General features: G+C 33.4%; 16 protein-coding genes. 12 read left to right on the top strand and 4 right to left on the bottom strand.

Features of this window, described 5'->3' with window-relative positions; genetic code table 11:
• Positions 1 to 59 precede the first annotated feature (59 nt).
• From FF52_RS13015 to FF52_RS12980, 8 genes are all read left to right on the top strand, one after another.
• Positions 60 to 605 carry a NuoI/complex I 23 kDa subunit family protein gene (locus FF52_RS13015; protein WP_035691504.1) on the top strand — a complete coding sequence of 182 codons (546 nt, stop codon included), beginning with the start codon at positions 60 to 62 and terminating at the stop codon, positions 603 to 605.
• On the top strand, positions 606 to 1,145 hold the full coding sequence (locus FF52_RS13010; protein WP_008466105.1) for an NADH-quinone oxidoreductase subunit J: 540 nt from the start codon (positions 606 to 608) through the stop codon (positions 1,143 to 1,145). It abuts the gene before it with no gap.
• Positions 1,145 to 1,465, top strand: coding sequence for an NADH-quinone oxidoreductase subunit NuoK (nuoK, locus tag FF52_RS13005; protein WP_008466103.1), 321 nt, complete (start codon positions 1,145 to 1,147; stop codon positions 1,463 to 1,465). Before FF52_RS13010 ends, nuoK begins: the two co-directional genes overlap by 1 nt.
• A gap of 6 nt (positions 1,466 to 1,471) precedes the next feature.
• The gene (gene nuoL / locus FF52_RS13000; protein WP_008466101.1) at positions 1,472 to 3,355 is read left to right on the top strand and encodes an NADH-quinone oxidoreductase subunit L; all 1,884 of its coding nucleotides are present in this window, start codon (positions 1,472 to 1,474) and stop codon (positions 3,353 to 3,355) included.
• A gap of 10 nt (positions 3,356 to 3,365) precedes the next feature.
• Positions 3,366 to 4,805, top strand: coding sequence for a complex I subunit 4 family protein (locus tag FF52_RS12995; RefSeq protein WP_008466100.1), 1,440 nt, complete (start codon positions 3,366 to 3,368; stop codon positions 4,803 to 4,805).
• A gap of 67 nt (positions 4,806 to 4,872) precedes the next feature.
• A complete protein-coding gene (locus tag FF52_RS12990; protein WP_008466099.1) occupies positions 4,873 to 6,264 on the top strand; it encodes an NADH-quinone oxidoreductase subunit N in 1,392 nt (463 codons plus the stop codon).
• 163 nt (positions 6,265 to 6,427) lie between these two features.
• Positions 6,428 to 7,198 (top strand): Bax inhibitor-1/YccA family membrane protein, encoded by a 771-nt coding sequence (locus FF52_RS12985; protein WP_008466098.1) that lies wholly within the window; start codon positions 6,428 to 6,430, stop codon positions 7,196 to 7,198.
• A gap of 468 nt (positions 7,199 to 7,666) precedes the next feature.
• Positions 7,667 to 10,522 carry a T9SS type A sorting domain-containing protein gene (locus FF52_RS12980; RefSeq protein WP_008466097.1) on the top strand — a complete coding sequence of 952 codons (2,856 nt, stop codon included), beginning with the start codon at positions 7,667 to 7,669 and terminating at the stop codon, positions 10,520 to 10,522.
• A 62-nt stretch (positions 10,523 to 10,584) separates the two neighbouring features.
• Here FF52_RS12980 and FF52_RS12975 read toward each other — a convergent pair whose 3' ends face one another.
• Positions 10,585 to 12,138 (bottom strand): aldehyde dehydrogenase family protein, encoded by a 1,554-nt coding sequence (locus FF52_RS12975; RefSeq protein WP_008466096.1) that lies wholly within the window; start codon positions 12,136 to 12,138, stop codon positions 10,585 to 10,587.
• Positions 12,139 to 12,317: 179 nt separating this feature from the next.
• Here FF52_RS12975 and FF52_RS12970 point away from each other — a divergent pair, with 179 nt between their 5' ends.
• Positions 12,318 to 13,274 carry an MBL fold metallo-hydrolase gene (locus tag FF52_RS12970; protein ID WP_035691502.1) on the top strand — a complete coding sequence of 319 codons (957 nt, stop codon included), beginning with the start codon at positions 12,318 to 12,320 and terminating at the stop codon, positions 13,272 to 13,274.
• 46 nt (positions 13,275 to 13,320) lie between these two features.
• On the opposite strand, the gene FF52_RS12965 is transcribed toward FF52_RS12970, so the two are convergent.
• Positions 13,321 to 13,860, bottom strand: coding sequence for a 3-hydroxyanthranilate 3,4-dioxygenase (locus tag FF52_RS12965; RefSeq protein ID WP_008466093.1), 540 nt, complete (start codon positions 13,858 to 13,860; stop codon positions 13,321 to 13,323).
• A gap of 103 nt (positions 13,861 to 13,963) precedes the next feature.
• Positions 13,964 to 15,055 (bottom strand): endonuclease, encoded by a 1,092-nt coding sequence (locus tag FF52_RS12960; RefSeq protein WP_008466091.1) that lies wholly within the window; start codon positions 15,053 to 15,055, stop codon positions 13,964 to 13,966.
• Between the two features lie 229 nt (positions 15,056 to 15,284).
• On the opposite strand from FF52_RS12960, the gene FF52_RS12955 reads away from it, so the two are divergent.
• The 3 genes from FF52_RS12955 to FF52_RS12945 all read left to right on the top strand — a co-directional run bounded on the left by FF52_RS12955 (position 15,285) and on the right by FF52_RS12945 (position 17,488).
• A complete protein-coding gene (locus tag FF52_RS12955) occupies positions 15,285 to 16,184 on the top strand; it encodes a S66 peptidase family protein (protein ID WP_035691568.1) in 900 nt (299 codons plus the stop codon).
• A 152-nt stretch (positions 16,185 to 16,336) separates the two neighbouring features.
• Positions 16,337 to 16,708 (top strand): YraN family protein, encoded by a 372-nt coding sequence (locus FF52_RS12950; RefSeq protein ID WP_008466089.1) that lies wholly within the window; start codon positions 16,337 to 16,339, stop codon positions 16,706 to 16,708.
• 123 nt (positions 16,709 to 16,831) lie between these two features.
• Positions 16,832 to 17,488, top strand: a complete 657-nt coding sequence (locus tag FF52_RS12945) for a hypothetical protein (protein WP_008466087.1) — start codon at positions 16,832 to 16,834, stop codon at positions 17,486 to 17,488.
• Positions 17,489 to 17,993: 505 nt separating this feature from the next.
• On the opposite strand, the gene FF52_RS12940 is transcribed toward FF52_RS12945, so the two are convergent.
• The gene (locus FF52_RS12940; RefSeq protein WP_008466086.1) at positions 17,994 to 18,548 is read right to left on the bottom strand and encodes a DUF5683 domain-containing protein; all 555 of its coding nucleotides are present in this window, start codon (positions 18,546 to 18,548) and stop codon (positions 17,994 to 17,996) included.
• Positions 18,549 to 18,636: the final 88 nt, after the last annotated feature.

Here is an 18,636-nt window from a genome sequence, read left to right as displayed (position 1 = left end):
AAATAGATTTTGAATTTGATTGAATATCAAATTGTAAATCATAAACTATAATAGTAAAAATGTCAATAGAAACTATATCATTATCGGGTAGAAAAAAGGTGGTCTCAAATAAGGAGATGTCTTTTGTTGAGCGATTGTATCTTGTGGCGATTGTAAAAGGTTTAATCATTACTGTCAAACACCTTTTCAGAAAAAAAGTTACCATTCATTACCCAGAACAGGTTCGTGAAATGAGTCCGGTTTACCGCGGTCAGCACATGTTGAAACGCGATGAGCAAGGCCGTGAAAACTGTACTGCTTGCGGATTATGTGCATTATCATGCCCTGCTGAAGCAATCACTATGAAAGCTGCAGAACGTAAACCTGATGAAAAACACTTATATAGAGAAGAGAAATACGCTGAGATCTACGAAATAAATATGCTTCGTTGTATTTTCTGTGGTTTATGTGAAGAAGCTTGTCCAAAAGACGCTATTTACTTAACTGAGTCTAAAGTGTTAGTTCCTGCTAGTTACAACAGAGAAGATTTCATTTTCGGGAAAGATAAATTAGTAATGCCTTTAGAAATGGCTTTGAAAAATGCTCAACTTAAAAACGCGAACTAAATGATACATATTCCTGATTTTGCACACGCAACAACTATTCAAGTTATCTTTTGCTTTTTAGCGTTTATTACCGTTATTACTGCTTTCTTGACTATTTTCAGTAGAAACCCGATTCACTCGGCTATTTACTTAGTGATTTGTTTCTTTTCTATTGCTGGTCATTATTTACTATTAAATTCTCAGTTCTTAGCTGTTGTTCATATAATAGTCTACTCCGGAGCTATTATGATTCTGTTCCTGTTTACCATCATGTTGATGAACCTGAACGAACAGCGAGAAGTTCACCGTCCTAGAATCACACGTTTAGGTGCTATTGTGTCCTTCTGTTTAATTTTGATTGTTTTGATTACAATCTTTATCAACTCGAAACCGATTGTTGGTGAATACGATTCTACTGGAGAAGATTTCCAATCAATTAAAGTTTTAGGTAAAATATTATTGAACGAATATATGGTTCCGTTCGAATTTGCTTCGATCTTACTTTTGGTTGCTATGATTGGAACAGTTCTATTGTCTAAAAAAGAAAAATTAAATAAATAATGGGTAATATATTAAATCAAATAGGTATTGAAAACTACATCTTTTTGAGTGTTGTACTTTTCTGTATTGGTATTTTTGGTGTATTGTACAGACGAAATGCTATTATCGTTTTCATGTCTATCGAAATTATGTTGAATGCGGTAAACCTTTTATTTGTTGCTTTTTCAACTTATCATCAAGATGCGCAAGGACAAGTTTTTGTGTTCTTCTCGATGGCGGTTGCTGCAGCCGAAGTTGCGGTAGGATTGGCCATTTTAGTTTCTATCTTTAGAAATATCGGATCAATCAGTATCGATAATTTAAAAAATTTAAAAGGATAATCAGAAATGGATACCAATTTAGCTTTAATTTTAGTTTTAACTCCTTTACTAGGTTTTCTAGTAAATGTCTTTTTTGGAAAAAGCTTAGGAAAAACAGTTTCTGGTGCAATCGGAACTATTGCCGTAGCAATTTCTTTTGTAGTTTCTCTTTTACTTTTTAATCAAATAACTTCAACTGGAAAAGGAATTGAAGTTACTTTATTTGATTGGATACAAATTAGCAACTTAAAAATCAATCTAGGATTTTTATTAGATCAATTATCTATTCTTTGGTTACTTTTTGTAACTGGAATTGGATCTTTGATTCATTTATACTCTATCAGTTACATGCACGATGATGAAAATATGCACAAATTCTTTGCCTATTTAAATCTATTCGTATTCTTCATGATTACGCTTGTAATTGGAAGCAACTTATTAGTTCTTTTCATCGGATGGGAAGGTGTTGGACTTTGCTCTTACCTATTAATTGGATTTTGGCATAAAAACCAAGATTACAATGATGCTGCAAAAAAAGCTTTCATCATGAACAGAATTGGAGATTTAGGTTTATTAATCGGAATGTTCATCATCGGATCGATGTTCTCTACATTAGATTATGCAACTTTAAAAACGGCAATTGCCGGAACTACTAACTTAAATTTACCATTGCTTTCTTTAGCTGCTTTATGTTTATTTATTGGAGCTTGTGGTAAATCTGCTCAAATTCCGTTATACACTTGGTTACCTGATGCGATGGCTGGTCCAACTCCAGTTTCTGCATTAATCCACGCGGCAACAATGGTTACCGCTGGTATTTTTATGGTAACAAGATTAAACTTTGTTTTTGACCTTGCAACAGATGTTCAATCTGTTATTGCAATTATCGGAGCAATCACTTCATTGGTTGCTGCTACAATTGGATTAGTTCAAAACGATATCAAAAAAGTATTGGCTTACTCTACAGTTTCTCAATTAGGATTGATGTTTTTAGCATTAGGATTTGGAGCTTATGAAGTAGCTGTTTTCCACGTAATCACTCACGCTTTCTTCAAAGCTTGTTTATTCTTAGGATCTGGATCTGTAATTCACGGATTACACGGAGAGCAAGATATGCGTAATATGGGAGGTTTGCGTAAAGCAATGCCAATCACATTCTGGACTATGTTAATTTCTTCATTAGCAATTTCTGGAGTTCCATTCTTTTCTGGATTCTTCTCTAAAGACGAAATTTTATTGACAGCATTCCACCACAGTATTCCATTATACGTTGTTGGATCAGTTGCTTCAATCATGACAGCTTTCTATATGTTCCGTTTAATGTTCTTGACTTTCTTTAAAGAATTTAGAGGAACTGAAGAACAAAAACATCATTTACACGAAAGTGGTTCATTAATTACTATTCCACTTATCATCTTAGCTATTTTGGCGACTTTTGGAGGATTGATCAGTTTACCTGGAAACAGCTGGCTAAATCATTACTTAGCTCCTCTTTTCACGAAAGTAGCTGGAGAAGAACACCACTTAGGCACAACTGAATACACTTTGATGGGTGTTGCTGTTTTAGGTGGATTACTAGGAATTTTAATCGCTTACGTAAAATACTTTAAACAAGATAATGTTCCAGAATCTGATGAAAACATTACTGGTTTAAGCAAAGTTTTATATAACAAATATTATGTAGACGAAGTTTACGATGCAGTATTTGTTCAGCCAATTAATAGTTTATCTAAATTCTTTAGAGACTATATCGAGACAGGATTATCTGCTCTTGTTTTTGGATTAGGTAAAATAGCAAACGAAATTGCTTTCCAAGGAAAAAAATTACAAACCGGAAGTATAGGATTATATCTATTTGTTTTTGTTTTAGGACTTTGTGCAATTGTTTCCTATATATTTTTAGCTCAATAATATTATTACTATGAACGTTTCTACTATATTAATTATACTTTTAATTGGTGCATTTGCCACTTATTTTTCTGGTGACAAACTAGCTTCAAAAGTTGCTTTATTATTTAGTTTAGCAGCTTTAGGATGTTCAATTGTATTATTGAATAATTATAATGCTGGCGAAAATATCAGCGTAATCAACAGCTGGATCAATCAGCCAAAAATTTCTTTCGCTTTAAGTGGTGACGGACTTGGGCTTGCAATGGTTTTATTAACTGTAGCTTTAACTCCGATTATTATATTTTCTTCTTTCGGAAATGAATATAAAAATGCAAAAGGCTTTTATGGATTAATCTTGTTTATGGCTTTTGCTATGGCAGGAACTTTCTTAGCAGCTGACGGTCTTTTATACTATATCTTCTGGGAGCTAGCACTTATTCCAATCTACTTTATTGCTTTGATCTGGGGTAATGGCGATGCTGAAGAACGCAGAAAAGCAGTGGTTAAATTCTTTATTTACACACTTGCTGGTTCATTATTCATGTTAACTGCTTTTATTTACTTATACACAAAAGCTGGTTCTTTCTTAATTGAAGATTTATACAAAGTAAACTTATCTGCTTGCGAGCAATTCTGGGTTTTCTTGGCTTTCTTCTTAGCTTATGCTATTAAAATTCCAATTATTCCTTTCCATACTTGGCAAGCAAATGTGTACCAAAAAGCACCAACAGTTGGAACAATGCTTCTATCTGGTATCATGCTAAAAATGGGATTGTACAGTGTTCTACGTTGGCAATTGCCACTTGCACCAATCGCGGCTAAAGAATATATGCATATTTTTATTGCTTTAGGAATTGCTGGAGTTGTTTACGGCTCTATCGTAGCTTTAAGACAAAAAGATTTAAAGAAATTATTAGCTTATTCTTCTCTTGCTCACGTTGGATTAATTGCCGCTGGATCTTACACTTTGACTCTTGACGGTTTTAGAGGATCAGTTATGCAAATGATCGCTCACGGTTTTGTTGTGGTAGGATTGTTCTTTGCTGCTGAAGTAATTTTTAGAAGATACGAAACTAGAGAAATTGGCGAAATGGGAGGAATCCGTGCACAATCTCCAAGATTCACTTCAATGTTTTTAATCTTAGTATTGGCTTCTGTTGCATTACCAAGCACATTTAACTTTGTTGGAGAGTTTACAGTATTATACAGTTTATCTCAAATCAACATCTGGTTTGCTATTCTTGGCGGTACTACTATTATTCTAGGAGCTTACTATATGTTAAGAATGTTCCAGCATGTAATGTTAGGAGAAACTAATTCTAAAGCTTTTGCAGATGTTACGCTTAACGAAGGAATTTCATTTGCTGTAATCATTGCAGTTTTATTATTCTTTGGTTTCTATCCAAAACCAATCACAGATTTGATTACACCAAGCTTGGAAAACATTTTACAAGTTATCAATAAGAACTAATATTTTAAACAAAAAATAAATTAGGATTTAAGCTTAAAAATTGAAATCCTAAATCAAAAAGATAAAAATGAATACATTAATAGCTATAACAGGATTGGGTATTTTCTGCCTATTGTTTGAAATTCTTAATTTAAGAAAGGCGATCGTTCCTATTACCATTTTGGGTTTATTAGGCGTATTGGCACTTAATTACTGTGAATTTGGAGCAGAACAAAGTTATTACAACAATATGATAGCAGTGAGTAAGTTTTCTACAGCTTTTTCATCATTGTTTATCGTTTTGACTATTTTCCTTGTAGCATTAAGCCATAATTTTTACCATAATCACCCAACGAAAATTTCTGATTATGTTGCTATTAAAGTTTTCTTACTAGCTGGAGCTGTAGCAATGGTTTCTTTTGGAAACTTAGCAATGTTCTTCTTAGGAATCGAAATTCTATCTATTGCTTTATATGTTTTAGCGGCAAGTGACCGTTTGAATATAAAGAGTAACGAAGCAGGTATGAAATATTTCTTAATGGGATCTTTTGCTTCTGGAATTATTTTATTCGGAATCTGCTTGATTTACGGAGCAATGGGAACTTTTGATATCAGTGAAATCCACGAAAGCGCTTTATCTGCAGAATTACCGATCTGGTTTCCTATTGGATTGATTTTAATGATTATCGGAATGTTATTTAAAGTGGCAGCTGTTCCTTTCCACTTCTGGGCTCCAGACGTTTACGAAGGTTCTCCAGCTCTAACAACTGCCTTGATGAGTACTTTAGCAAAAGTAGTAGCTATTGCAACTCTATTTAAGCTAATCTCTGGCATGAATGTAATTGCTTCACTCGACAATCAAGATCTTTTACATACGTTTGAAGTTATTGTAGTTATCATTTCTATTGCTTCAATGTCTGTTGGTAATATCATGGCATTAAGACAAGTAAACGTAAAACGTATGCTTGCTTTCTCTGGAATTTCTCATGCAGGTTTCATGTTAATGACATTATTAACGGTTTCTGCTTCTGCTGGAGTTCTATTGTATTATACTGCTGCATATGCATTGGCAGGGATCGCGGCTTTCAGTGTAATCTTATATGTTTGCAGAGATCATGATAATGAAGATATTACAAACTTCCATGGTTTAGGAAAAACAAATCCGCTATTAGCAGCAATCCTTACAGCTTCATTATTGTCAATGGCCGGAATTCCAATTTTCTCTGGATTCTTTGCCAAGTTATTCTTATTCGACCAAACCATTCAAGCAGGATATATTGGTTTAGTAATCGTTGCAGTAATCAACTCAATTATAAGTGTTGGATATTATTTTAAACTTATTATTGCAATGTATTCTAAAGAACCTAATCAAGAAAGAACAGGAAAACCATTCCTTATTTATGCTACAGCTGTGGTATCAATTGCTTTAAACATTGCATTAGGTTTATTCCCATCATTAGTTTTAGACTTATTGAAATAAGATAACCTCTTGATTTAAAATACTCGAAAATCCATTAAATTAATTTTTAATGGATTTTTTTTATGCCTTACATAAGAACAGAAATTCATGTTAAAAAATTCTTTGCAATAATTGCACTTCAAAAAATCTCCATATATTTGAGTTCAATTAAATGTATTAAAATATGAACTTTAATTCAAAAAATCCATTTTTAAACAGTAAGCGTTTTTCATCAAACGCTGAACCAAGGACAGAAGTACACCAAGCTCAGATTATTGACTACAATCAAGAAATGACGGTGTCTGGAACTATCAACAAAACAGCAATCTTATTCCTTATTTTGTGTGGTGCTGCTATGGTAACATGGTGGATGACTTTTAACGGAATAAATCCAATGTTGCCTACAATTGGCGGTGCTATTGTTGGTTTCATTTTAGTATTAGTTTCTTCGTTTAAACCGCAATTATCTCCTTACCTAGCTCCAGGATATGCCCTATTTGAAGGATTATTCATAGGAGGTATTTCTGCAATATTTGAATTAAAATTTCCTGGAATCGTAATTAATGCAGTTGGTGCAACTCTTGTTACTTTCTTGGTTTGTCTTGGTTTGTATAAATTTAGAATCGTTAAAGTTACAGAACAATTCAAATCTGTTGTCGTTGCGGCTACATTAGCAATTGCAACATATTATTTAATTTCTTGGGTTGTATCAATGTTTTCAAGCTGGACACCTGTTCATTATGGAAATTCTATGATGAGTATTGGTATAAGTGTTTTTGTTATCATCATTGCTGCTCTTAATCTTTTCTTGGATTTTGATTTAATTGAAAAAGGAGCAAGAGAAAAAATGCCAAAATTTATGGAATGGTATGGAGCAATGGGATTGATGATTACTTTGGTTTGGTTGTATATCGAATTCCTAAGACTTTTAACAAAAATTTCTAGTAGGGACTAACAGTCTCATTTAAATAATCCAAAAGCCTTTTTGAGTAAAATCAGAAAGGCTTTTTTTATTTCAACCCAATTATTTTCTGATTCTAAAAATTAAAACTTTAAGAATAATCTTTTATTTAAAACACTAAAAGAATCTATTTCTTACAAAAAATGAAAATGTAATTTATGTAATAAAAAAAAATTACAGATTCCCACTCCTTCTTTTTGCTTAAGGTTTAAAATTGTATAAAGCGAGAAAAATTCAGCATTCTTCATCTGATTTAGAATATGCAATAAATTACAATTAATGCAATTTATTACATTTTTAACATTTTAAAAGCTAAAAAATTTAACTATCCTCTTTTTTTTAGTAAAAAAATTATACTATTAAAAATTAATATATAATTTTGTGTAATCGATTACAATTAAACCACTTGGAATCGTAAGTAAAACCACTTACTTATTTTATTAACTATCTTAAACAAACCTTATGAAAAAAAACCTACTTTTCGTAGCTGTCTTTCTTATGACAGTTCAATTATGGGCCCAAACCATTCAGATTAATGAAGCTTCTGGCTGGCTGGAATCTGCTTTTGTAAAATGGCAACCAGTCAGCGGTGCCCAGACCTATAATGTGTATTATACGGGTAACGGATTTACAGACCAAAAAATAGATGACCAGCTAATTAGAAGTTATGGCTCCTATTTTCGCGCTGATATTCCTGGACTTAAAGCTGGAACCTATACTGTAAAAGTAAAACCTGTAGTAAATGGTACTGAAGGAACAGGAGCAACGACAGGAAGCCTTACAGTGTCGGCACACGACAGAAATGGATTTGCATTTGAAGGCGGACGTGTTCCGGGAGGATACAAAGCAGACGGAACTCCAAAAGACAATGCCGTAATTCTTTACATTACGCAAAACACCAAAAATACCATTTCGATGAATATTACTGGGGCTAGTGCAAATCCTTGCATTGGTCTTCAAAATATTCTTTACGCGATTAAAAAAGGAAAAGATACACGTCCTTTTATCATTCGTTTAATTGGAAATATTACCGATATGAACGTTATGGAAGGTGGCGACGTGGTTATCGAAAACGCAAACAATGCTTCAAGTTACGTTACTTTTGAAGGTATTGGAGATGATGCAGTTGCAAATGGATGGGGAGTTAGATTGAAATCTGCTTCAAACATAGAAGTAAGTAATCTCGGATTTATGAACTGCAACAGTACTGCAGGGGATAACGTAGGAATGCAACAGGACAATGACCATGTTTGGGTTCATAACTGCGATTTATTCTATGGGAATGCAGGAAGCGATGCTGACCAGATAAAAGGTGACGGTGCACTTGACAATAAAACTTCGACCTATATCACATTATCTTACAACCACTTTTGGGACAATGGAAAAGCAAGCCTTTTAGGTTTAAGCGAAGGAACAACTTCAGGACTGTACATCACGTATCACCATAACTGGTTTGATCACTCAGATTCTCGTCATCCTCGTGTACGTTATTATTCAGCGCATATTTATAACAATTATTATGATGGAGTTTCTAAATATGGAGCAGGATCAACTCTTGGATCATCGCTTTTCATGGAAGGAAATTATTTTAGAAATAGCAAACACCCAATGCTGACTTCTTTACAAGGTTCTGATATTTGGGATGAAGCCAATCAAGTAAATAACGCTGGAACAATGGGAACATTCTCTGGTGAAGCTGGAGGAAGCATCAAAGCTTTCAACAATACTTTTGATGCTTCTAACGGAACAAATAATATGCGTTTTGTAGCTTATAATGATCCGAATCCGTTGTACAATATCTCTGGAAAAATAAGCTCTACAACAGATTTTGATGCTTATGTGGCTGCTACAAGGGGCGAAGTGGTAAGCAGTGCAGTAAAATCTAAATCGGGCGCTAATGTTTACAACAACTTTGATACCGATGCGAATTTATATGTAAAAAATTTAGTAATTGATAGTCCAGCAACAGCTAAAGCTAAAGCTATTCAATATGCAGGACGTGTTTCAGGAGGAGATTTAAAATGGACATTCAACAATGCTACAGATGATACTTCTTCTTTAGTTATTACAGCATTAAAAACTGCTCTTACAAACTATACTGGAACTTTAGTTGCTGTACAAGGAGAAGGAAATCCGCCTGCTGGAACGCAGACTTTAACTTTGACTTCTGCTTCAAACAACAATCAAACTGTTGCAAGCGGTACTGCAATTTCTTCAATCGTATTTACATGGGGAGGAGATGCAACCGACGCAACTGTTACAGGATTACCTGCTTCGGGATTGACTTTTGTAAAGAATACTACAGCAAAAACTATCACCATTTCAGGTACGCCAACTGCAACAGTTTCATACTCAATTGCAACTTCTGGAACTAGTGGTTCTCCAGCCACTGGTTCAGGAACTGTAACAGTTACTGCTGCTGGAAACCAAACTTTAACTTCAACAGGAAATAATAGTCAGACTGTTTCTTCTGGAACTGCTATCGCTTCAATCGTGTTTACTTGGGGCGGAAACGCTACAGACGCAACTGTAACAGGATTACCAGCTTCTGGTTTATCTTTTGTAAAAAATACAGCTGCAAAAACCATAACTATTACAGGAACTCCAACTGCAAATGTTTCATACTCTGTAACAACTTCAGGAACTGCGGGAACTCCTGTAACGGCATCAGGAACTATTACGGTAACATCAGGTTCTACTGGCGGATCTGAAATTCATAACTTTACAACTTCTGGAAAGACAAGTACATTCTACTCTATTACAGGAAACATGAATTCAACACCAGGTTCTGTAACCTACAATGGATTAACTCTTACTGAGCGTCTAAAAATTGAAACAAGTACCTCCATAACATATACAACAGCTAGTGCATCTACCTTGACTTTGGTTTTCGATTCAAGTTTTACAGGAACTATTAAAGTAGACAACGTTTCATACACAGCATCTGCAGGTATTGTAACTGCATCAATCGGTGCAGGTTCTCACACTATCACAAAAGGTTCTGTAGCCAACCTATATTACATTAGTACAGTTTATAGTGGCAGCACTTTAAGAATGGCCACTGCAACTGAAACTACTGCAAAAGAAAGTACAGAAACACAAATAATTTTATACCCAAATCCTGTTTCGAGCACATTATACTTATCTGATCCAGAACAAAAAGTGCAAAAAGTACTTATCTACAATATCTCTGGAAATCTGGTAATTAATTCTGGAAACTCTACTAGTATCGATACAAGCGGTTTAATTCCTGGCACTTACCTAGCTAAAATTTATACTGTCGACGGATCATTTAATCAAACACTAATAAAAAAGTAAAACTAACTTAACGAAAAAGGCTTCCAAATTTGGAAGCCTTCTTCTTTTATATAATAACACAATTACAAATCAAATTTAATTCCCTGCGCTAATGGAAGATTTGTAGTATAATTGATTGTATTAGTTTGACGTCTCATATAAATTTTCCAAGCATCAGAACCAGATTCGCGTCCGCCTCCTGTTTCTTTTTCACCACCAAAAGCACCGCCAATTTCAGCACCAGAAGTTCCGATATTTACGTTTGCAATTCCACAGTCTGAACCTGTAGCAGATAAAAATCTTTCTGCTTCACGCAAATTATTCGTCATAATTGCAGAAGACAGTCCTTGTGCAACACCATTCTGAACTTCGATTGCATTCTCTACTTCGCCTGAATATTTAATTAAATATAAAACAGGTGCAAAAGTTTCATGCTGAACAATTTCAAATGAATTTTCAGCTTCAGCAATCGCAGGTTTAACATAACAGCCGCTTTCATAACCTTGTCCAGAAAGCACTCCTCCTTCAACTAAAATTTTTCCGCCTTCGGCTACAACTTTATTTAAAGCCGCTGCATACATTTCCACAGCGTGAGTGTCAATTAGTGGCCCAACATGATTATTTTCGTCAAGCGGGTTTCCGATTCTTAACTGTTTGTAAGCTGCAACCAATGCATCTTTTACCTTATCATAAATACTTTCATGAATAATCAGTCTTCTAGTTGAAGTACAACGTTGTCCAGCCGTTCCAACAGCTCCGAAAACAGCTCCGATAACGGTCATTTTAATATCGGCATCAGGAGTCACAATAATAGCATTGTTTCCTCCAAGTTCTAATAATGATTTGCCTAATCTTCCTGCCACAGTCTGAGCAACAATTTTTCCCATTCTGGTTGAACCTGTCGCAGAAATAAGCGGAATTCGAGTATCAGCAGTCAATAACTCTCCTATTTTATAATCACCGTTTATTAAACATGAAATTCCTTCTGGAAGATTGTTTTCTTTAATAACCTGAGCTATAATATTCTGGCAAGCGATACCGCAAAGAGGTGTTTTTTCAGAAGGTTTCCAAACACAGACATCTCCAGAAATCCAAGCTAAAGCTGTGTTCCAAGACCAAACTGCAACTGGAAAATTAAAGGCCGAAATGATTCCAACAATTCCCAACGGATGATATTGCTCATACATACGGTGTCCTGGTCTTTCAGAATGCATTGTTAATCCGTGAAGCTGACGAGACAAACCAACTGCAAAATCACAGATATCAATCATTTCCTGAACTTCTCCAAGACCCTCTTGAAATGATTTTCCCATTTCGTAAGAAACCAGTTTTCCAAGAGCTTCTTTATTTTGTCTCAATTTTTCTCCAAACTGACGTACAATTTCACCACGCTGTGGCGCAGGAATCAATCTAAAAGTTTTAAACGCTTCTGCAGCTGTCTGGATTGCTTTTTCATAATCTTCTGCTGTTGACATTTTTACCGAAGCAATTAATTTTCCGTCAACTGGCGAATAACTTTCTAGAATTTCTCCAGATGAAAAATTATTAATTCCTGTTGATGTTCCTTCATTTATTGTCTTGATGCCCAATTTTTCAAGAGCTTCCTTCATTCCAAATTGCGATGCTATTGTTGTCATTGTAACTTTTTTAGTTAAAATTGTTATATTTTTATGTAAAGATATTGTTTTCGAATTAATTTCCCATTGAAGTTAATTCATAAATGAAAGTAAATTTAAGTTTATTTTATAGTATTAACAGAAACAAACTTCAATATTGAATTTATTTAATGAAATTTGCATTACTTAAAATTAAAAATATGAACTCTTACATTAGGCTTCTCCTTTGTTTTCTTTTAGTAACAACCAATATATTTTCTCAAAAAGCAAAAACTTCCTTTTCAGTAGTTCCATTAGGAGTAATGGGAGGCATTGATGAAAAAAATCTTTCAGCTTATTTAATCGCTCCATCAAACACAACCGATTATATCTGTCTTGACGCTGGAACTGTAAACGCTGGAATCGAAAAAGCTATTGAAAAGAAAACTTTTAAAGTTTCTACAAGCGAAGTTTTACGCAAATACATCAAAGGATATTTGATTTCTCATGCACATTTGGATCATGTTTCGGGTTTGATTATAAACTCTCCTGCCGATTCTTCTAAAACGGTTTATACAACGAATAAATGTATGGAAATGATGGAAAACCATTATTTCAACGATCAGACTTGGGCTAATTTTGGAGATGCAGGTCCTGGTTTTCCTTTAAAAAAATACCATTTTCAGACTTTGAATCTGGGAGAAGAAACTTCTTTAAGTAATACCAAGATGACGGTTAAAGTTTTTTCTCTTAGCCATGTTAATCCGTTTGAGAGTACCGCTTTCTTAATTAAAAATGAGAATGATTATGCATTATATTTAGGCGATACAGGACCAGATGAAGTAGAAAAAAGCAATAATCTTCGCGATTTATGGACAGCCATCGCTCCATTGGTAAAGGCCAAACAATTGAAAGGAATTTTTATTGAAGTTTCGTTTCCCAACGAACAACCTGATAAATTTTTGTTTGGTCATTTGACTCCGAATTATTTAATGAAAGAACTTCATGTCCTAGAAGATTTAGCAGGAAAAGGTTCTCTTGAAAACTTTAAAATTATCATCACACATTTGAAACCGCCTGCAAAGAATATTGCTAAAATAAAAGAGCAGTTAAAAGCTCAAAATGATTTAGGCTTGAAGATTATCTATCCTGAACAGGGGAAAAAATTAGAATTATAAATCAAAAACAAACCTGACAAGTTTAAAATTTGTCGGGTTTGTTTTTTTATTTCTTCGCCACAAACCTAGAATCAGTTTCCATAACAGTTCCGCAATTATCGCAAGTTCTTAGCTCTTCAGAATTGTAAAAATGTTCAAAATGAGACAGAAAATCTTTCTCGATATTATGAAGTTCAAAATACACTTCGTACAATTTATGATTGCAATTGTCACAATGCCAAAGCAAACCATCTGTAAAACCTTGTCCGGCACGTTTACGCTCAATTACAAGTCCGATAGAGCCTTCTGAACGAACAGGAGAATGAGGGACTTTTGCTGGATGTAGATACATATCGCCCGCATTTAATTCCATTTCTTTACGCTGGCCATCTTCCTGAATTACCACTTTTATGCTTCCTTCTAACTGATAAAAAAGTTCTTCTGTTTCGTTATAATGATAATCTTTTCTTGCATTTGGTCCCGCCACAATCATTACAATATAATCTCCAGAATCTACGTAAAGATTTTTATTTCCAACAGGCGGTTTAAGTAAATGACGGTTTTCGTCAATCCATTGCGTCAGGTTAAAAGGTTTTGCTATAGCCATTTTTATTCAAAATTTATGAAAAGCTAAGGTAGTGAAAAGTATTCAGTCTCAGTCGCAGTTTTCAGTTTTACTGTGGCTGAATACTGCGACTGAGACTGAGTACTTATTTAAATTCTTTTATCAAATACACATAAACTGGAAGATGATCACTAAAACCTGCTTCACTAAGTGTATTTCGTAATGGATAACCTTTATATGCACCTGAATTTTGAATAAGATAAGGTCTGCTGAAAATACCTGCTTTCCAAAAATTAAAACTCGAAAAATCCGATTTAACCAAAGAAGCAGTCATGATAATCTGGTCAAAAATATTCCAAGAGTCACGATACGCAATAGTTCCTAAACCTTTATTGGCAAGTTCTTCAAACGGATTAAAAACGTCAAATTCTGAAACTTCTGTCTTCAAGCCCTTCGCTCCTAACCCCGCTTTTATGCTTTTATTAAATGGTCCATCATTAAAATCTCCCATTGTTAATACTTTTGCTTGCGGATTAATGCGCTGTAATGAATCGATAATTTTTCGGTTTAATTTTCCTGCAGCTTCACGAAACATTGTCGTTGCCTTTTCACCACCCGATCTGGATGGCCAATGATTAACAATAATATGAATTTCTTCATTTTCTAAAAATCCAGAAACCAAAAGCTGGTCTCTTGTAAAAACACGATTTTTGTTTTCTTTTTTAACTTCAATTTCATCGTCTAAAACTTCCGTTTCTTCTTTTTGTGAAATTTCTTTTTTATAAATAATTAAAGGAATATTCGAATAAGAAGTAGGTCTAAAATACTTTTTCTGATAAAGCAAAGCCACATCGATACCGCGTTTATCTGGTGAATCAAAGTGAATAATTCCCAAATCCAATGACTGCAGTTTTGGTTCCTTTATTAAATCTTCTAAAACATTTCTATTTTCGACCTCTGCTGCTCCTATTAAAGTGGGCGCATTTGAATTTTCAGGTGTCCCAATTTCAGATAAAACTCTTTCTAGGTTTTTTAATTTTTGCTGATATTTTTCTGTTGTCCAATGCTGTGCTCCATTTGGTGTCCATTCATCATCGTTTGTAAATATATCATCAACAGTATCATACAGGTTTTCGAAATTGTAAAAAGCTACTGTGTGTATTTTATACTTTTTGGATTGAGATTGCGTTTGAATTGAAAAAAATAGAACTATTAAAAAGGCTCTGAAAAAGTGCATTGTTTAGTATTTTAAAAAACATTCCAATATTACTCTTTTTTATTTAATTGTAAGAAATTTCAAATAAATTTAAAATCTAAAATTTCTATATTTGTTTTTTCATACAAATGAAAAGAAGCAAATGATGATCATGAAAAACCTTTTAAATACTAAGAAGCCAAATATTCTGTTTCAACTCGCATTTCTTATTTTTGCTTTAGAATCATTCAACTGTCAATCTCAACAAAACATGATAACACCGCCTTATTTACAAAAAGGAGATACTGTAGCACTTTTAGCAACAGCAAGAAAAAATATCGATGACAACTTAAAACCAACAATAGATTTATTGCACAGCTGGGGTTTAGAAGCTGTAATCGGATCAACAATTGGTTTGGATTATCATCAATTGGCAGGAACAGATGAACAGAGAGCTGCCGATTTCCAAAAACAATTAGACAATCCAAATATTAAAGCAATTTGGTGCGTTCGAGGCGGATATGGCACTGTTAGAATGTTAGATTTATTAGATTTTACTAAATTCAAACAGCATCCAAAATGGGTCATTGGTTTTAGTGATGTAACCGTTCTCCATAATCATTTGAATACAATGGGTTATAAATCTATTCATGGTATCATGCCAGTAACAGTTCCCAGAGCAACTCCAGATGCCGTAAGCTCATTAAAAGCAGCTTTATTTAACGAACCAATTTCTTACTCAATCAGCCCATCTCCAATGAACCGTTTAGGAAGCGCAACGGGTGAATTGGTTGGAGGTAATTTATCTATCCTATATAGTTTATTAGGATCTCCATCTGCAATTGACTGCAAGGATAAAATTTTATTTATAGAAGACTTAGATGAATATCTGTACCATATTGACCGTATGATGATGAATTTAAAACGCAACGGGTGCATTGAAAACCTTAAAGGAATTATCATTGGAGGCATGACGAGCATGAAAGACAATGAAGTGCCGTGGGGGAAAAATGCTTTGGAAATTATAGATGACGTAACCAAAAAATACAATATTCCGGTTATTTTTAATTTCCCAGCAGGACACATTAGAGACAACAGAGCTCTCATTATGGGAAATATCGTTACGATGGAAGTTACTGCTTCTGGAAGTACAGTTACTTTTAAAAAATAATACCACATCACTCCTTGTTTTAAGGAGATCTAAATACCACATAAAATCTCGCAAAGACGCGAAGTTGCAAAGTTTTTAATACTCTTTGTGCCTTCGCGTCTTTGCATGCAAAAAACTTGAAACTTGAAACCTGAAACAAAAAAACAAAACCCATGGCAGAACATAATGATTTAGGAAAATTAGGCGAAGATCTCGCGGCTGCATATCTTGAAGAAAACGGATATTCTATTGTAGAACGAAACTTTGTTATCCAAAAAGCAGAAATAGATATTATTGCGCAAAAAGATTCCATTTTAGCCATTATTGAAGTTAAGACCCGTTCGAGTTTAGATTTTGGTTCTCCACAAGATTTTGTCAAGCAAAAAAAGATTCAATTACTCATTAAAGCAGTAAATGCCTACATAAACGATAGGGAAAAGGATTTTCAGGAAGATTTAGAAATCCGTTTTGACATCATTGCGGTCCATAAAAATGGGGAATCATTTGCAATTGAACATCTTACTGACGCTTTTTATCACTTTTAACATAATTTTTTATTGTTATAATTGTAACAATTTGTTTTTTTATTTATATTTGCAAAGAATTATAACATCGCAATGTTAAATTAACAAACCAACTCAACTGTTACCAAAAAAAAAAAAAGAATTATGAAAACTGTTTCTTCTATTGTAGAAAACTACATTAAAACAAAACCATTTTTATTAAATGCCCTGTCTCTCGGAATTATTAACCTAACATCACTTTCGCGAAATATTATGACCGAATTAGAAAGTGAGTTTGGAAAAGAAGTAAAACAAGGCGCTGTAGTAATGTCTTTAAAACGACTGACGGAAGAACTAGATTTTAAACTGAACCACAAAATCAATAAAGTAATAAAAAATATAGGTGAAATCACCGTTCGTTCTGAACTTACAGATTACACTTTCGCAGCATCTGAAACTGTCTTAAACAAACAAGCAGATTTAATTTCGGATATTAACGCTTTATCGGATATTTTTTACACCTCATCTCGTGGAGTAAATGAAACCAATATTGTAGTAAGCAGCAGTGTAAATCATTTAGTTGAAAAACACTTTATGAGAGAAAAATTAATTCAGAAATTAGATAATTTAGCTTCTATCACTGTAAAATTACCTAAAGAAAACATTGTTGTTCCTGGTATTTACTATTTCATTTTCCAACGTTTGGCTTGGGAAGGAATTATCATTAACGAGGTAATTTCGACTTCAAATGAGTTTACCATTTTAGTTGGAGAAGATCAAGTTGATGTAGCGTTTAAAGTAATTAAAGACTTGAAAAACTAAATTAAATAAGATATTAAGAATCGTTTGGTTCTTCTTTATAACACAAAATCCTTTTATCTTTTTAATGAAAGATGAAAGGATTTTTTTTGAGTAAAATAACGTCTAAGTATAATTTCATTTTTATCAAATAAGAATATTCTCAAAAGACAGTCCTAAAATAAATTTTATTTCTGCAAAAGCGTCAATATGACACTTACTTGCAAAAGGCCACTTTACACTGCATTTTACGTCTTTTATATAAAAAACCAACAAAAAATCCGAATTAAGTTTTTTTAAATATAATTTATTACGAATAATATTTTTATATATTTGCTAACACATCAAAAAACAAGAGAGATTTTTGACTGTACAGCCGAACTAATATTGAATTAAATTGTTTTGAAAGAAAGTGGCTTGTTAGAATTAAAATCAACACTACTTTTTTCAAATTGACGATACAATTATCTAACCAAAACCACAATAATGCCATTAAATCACTCTTCGGAGTGATTTTTTTTTACAAATATCAAAAAGAGTAATTTAGAGCAAACCCAAAATTAGTATTCAATGTGATATCATTTTTTATAACAGCAGGTTTAAATGCCAACCTTTCATCAACATTAAATTGTGATAAAGCAGCATCTATATTTGCGTCTATAATATTTAAAACATAGAATCCGACTATAAATAGAGCTGATAAATCTTTGTATCGTTGATATTCTTTTTGAACAGTTGTCAATTGGCTTTCTGATAAACGTGCTAAAAATTCAGAATCGCTTTTTTTACCTTCAAGTCTATTTTTATATTCGTCTCTGTATAGATTATATTTTTTCTGATTATCAATATAAAAATAAGTGCTCGTGCCAATTGCCCCGTAAACTAAAGGAATCTTCCAATATTTCTTATTGTAAATTTGTCCTAAACCGGGCAATACTGCCGAATAAAATGCTGCTTTTGCAGGACGTAGCGGATCAATTGTTTTTGATTTTAAGGAATCTTTCGAAACGATTTTATTTTTTTCTTGAGCGAAGATTGTAGTGAATCCTAAAAATAAAAATAGTAGAATAAGCTGGTTTTGCATATAAAGTTGTCTTTGAAAATTTGACTCAAAGAAAACTTTTTAGTTCTAAGATTTTTCTTAAATAAAAGATAAAGAAAGCTTAATTTTT

It is taken from the genome of Flavobacterium sp. F52, from assembly GCF_000278705.1.
Classification (GTDB): Bacteria; Bacteroidota; Bacteroidia; order Flavobacteriales; family Flavobacteriaceae; genus Flavobacterium; species Flavobacterium anhuiense.
This window is presented reverse-complemented; position numbering and strand designations above follow the sequence as displayed.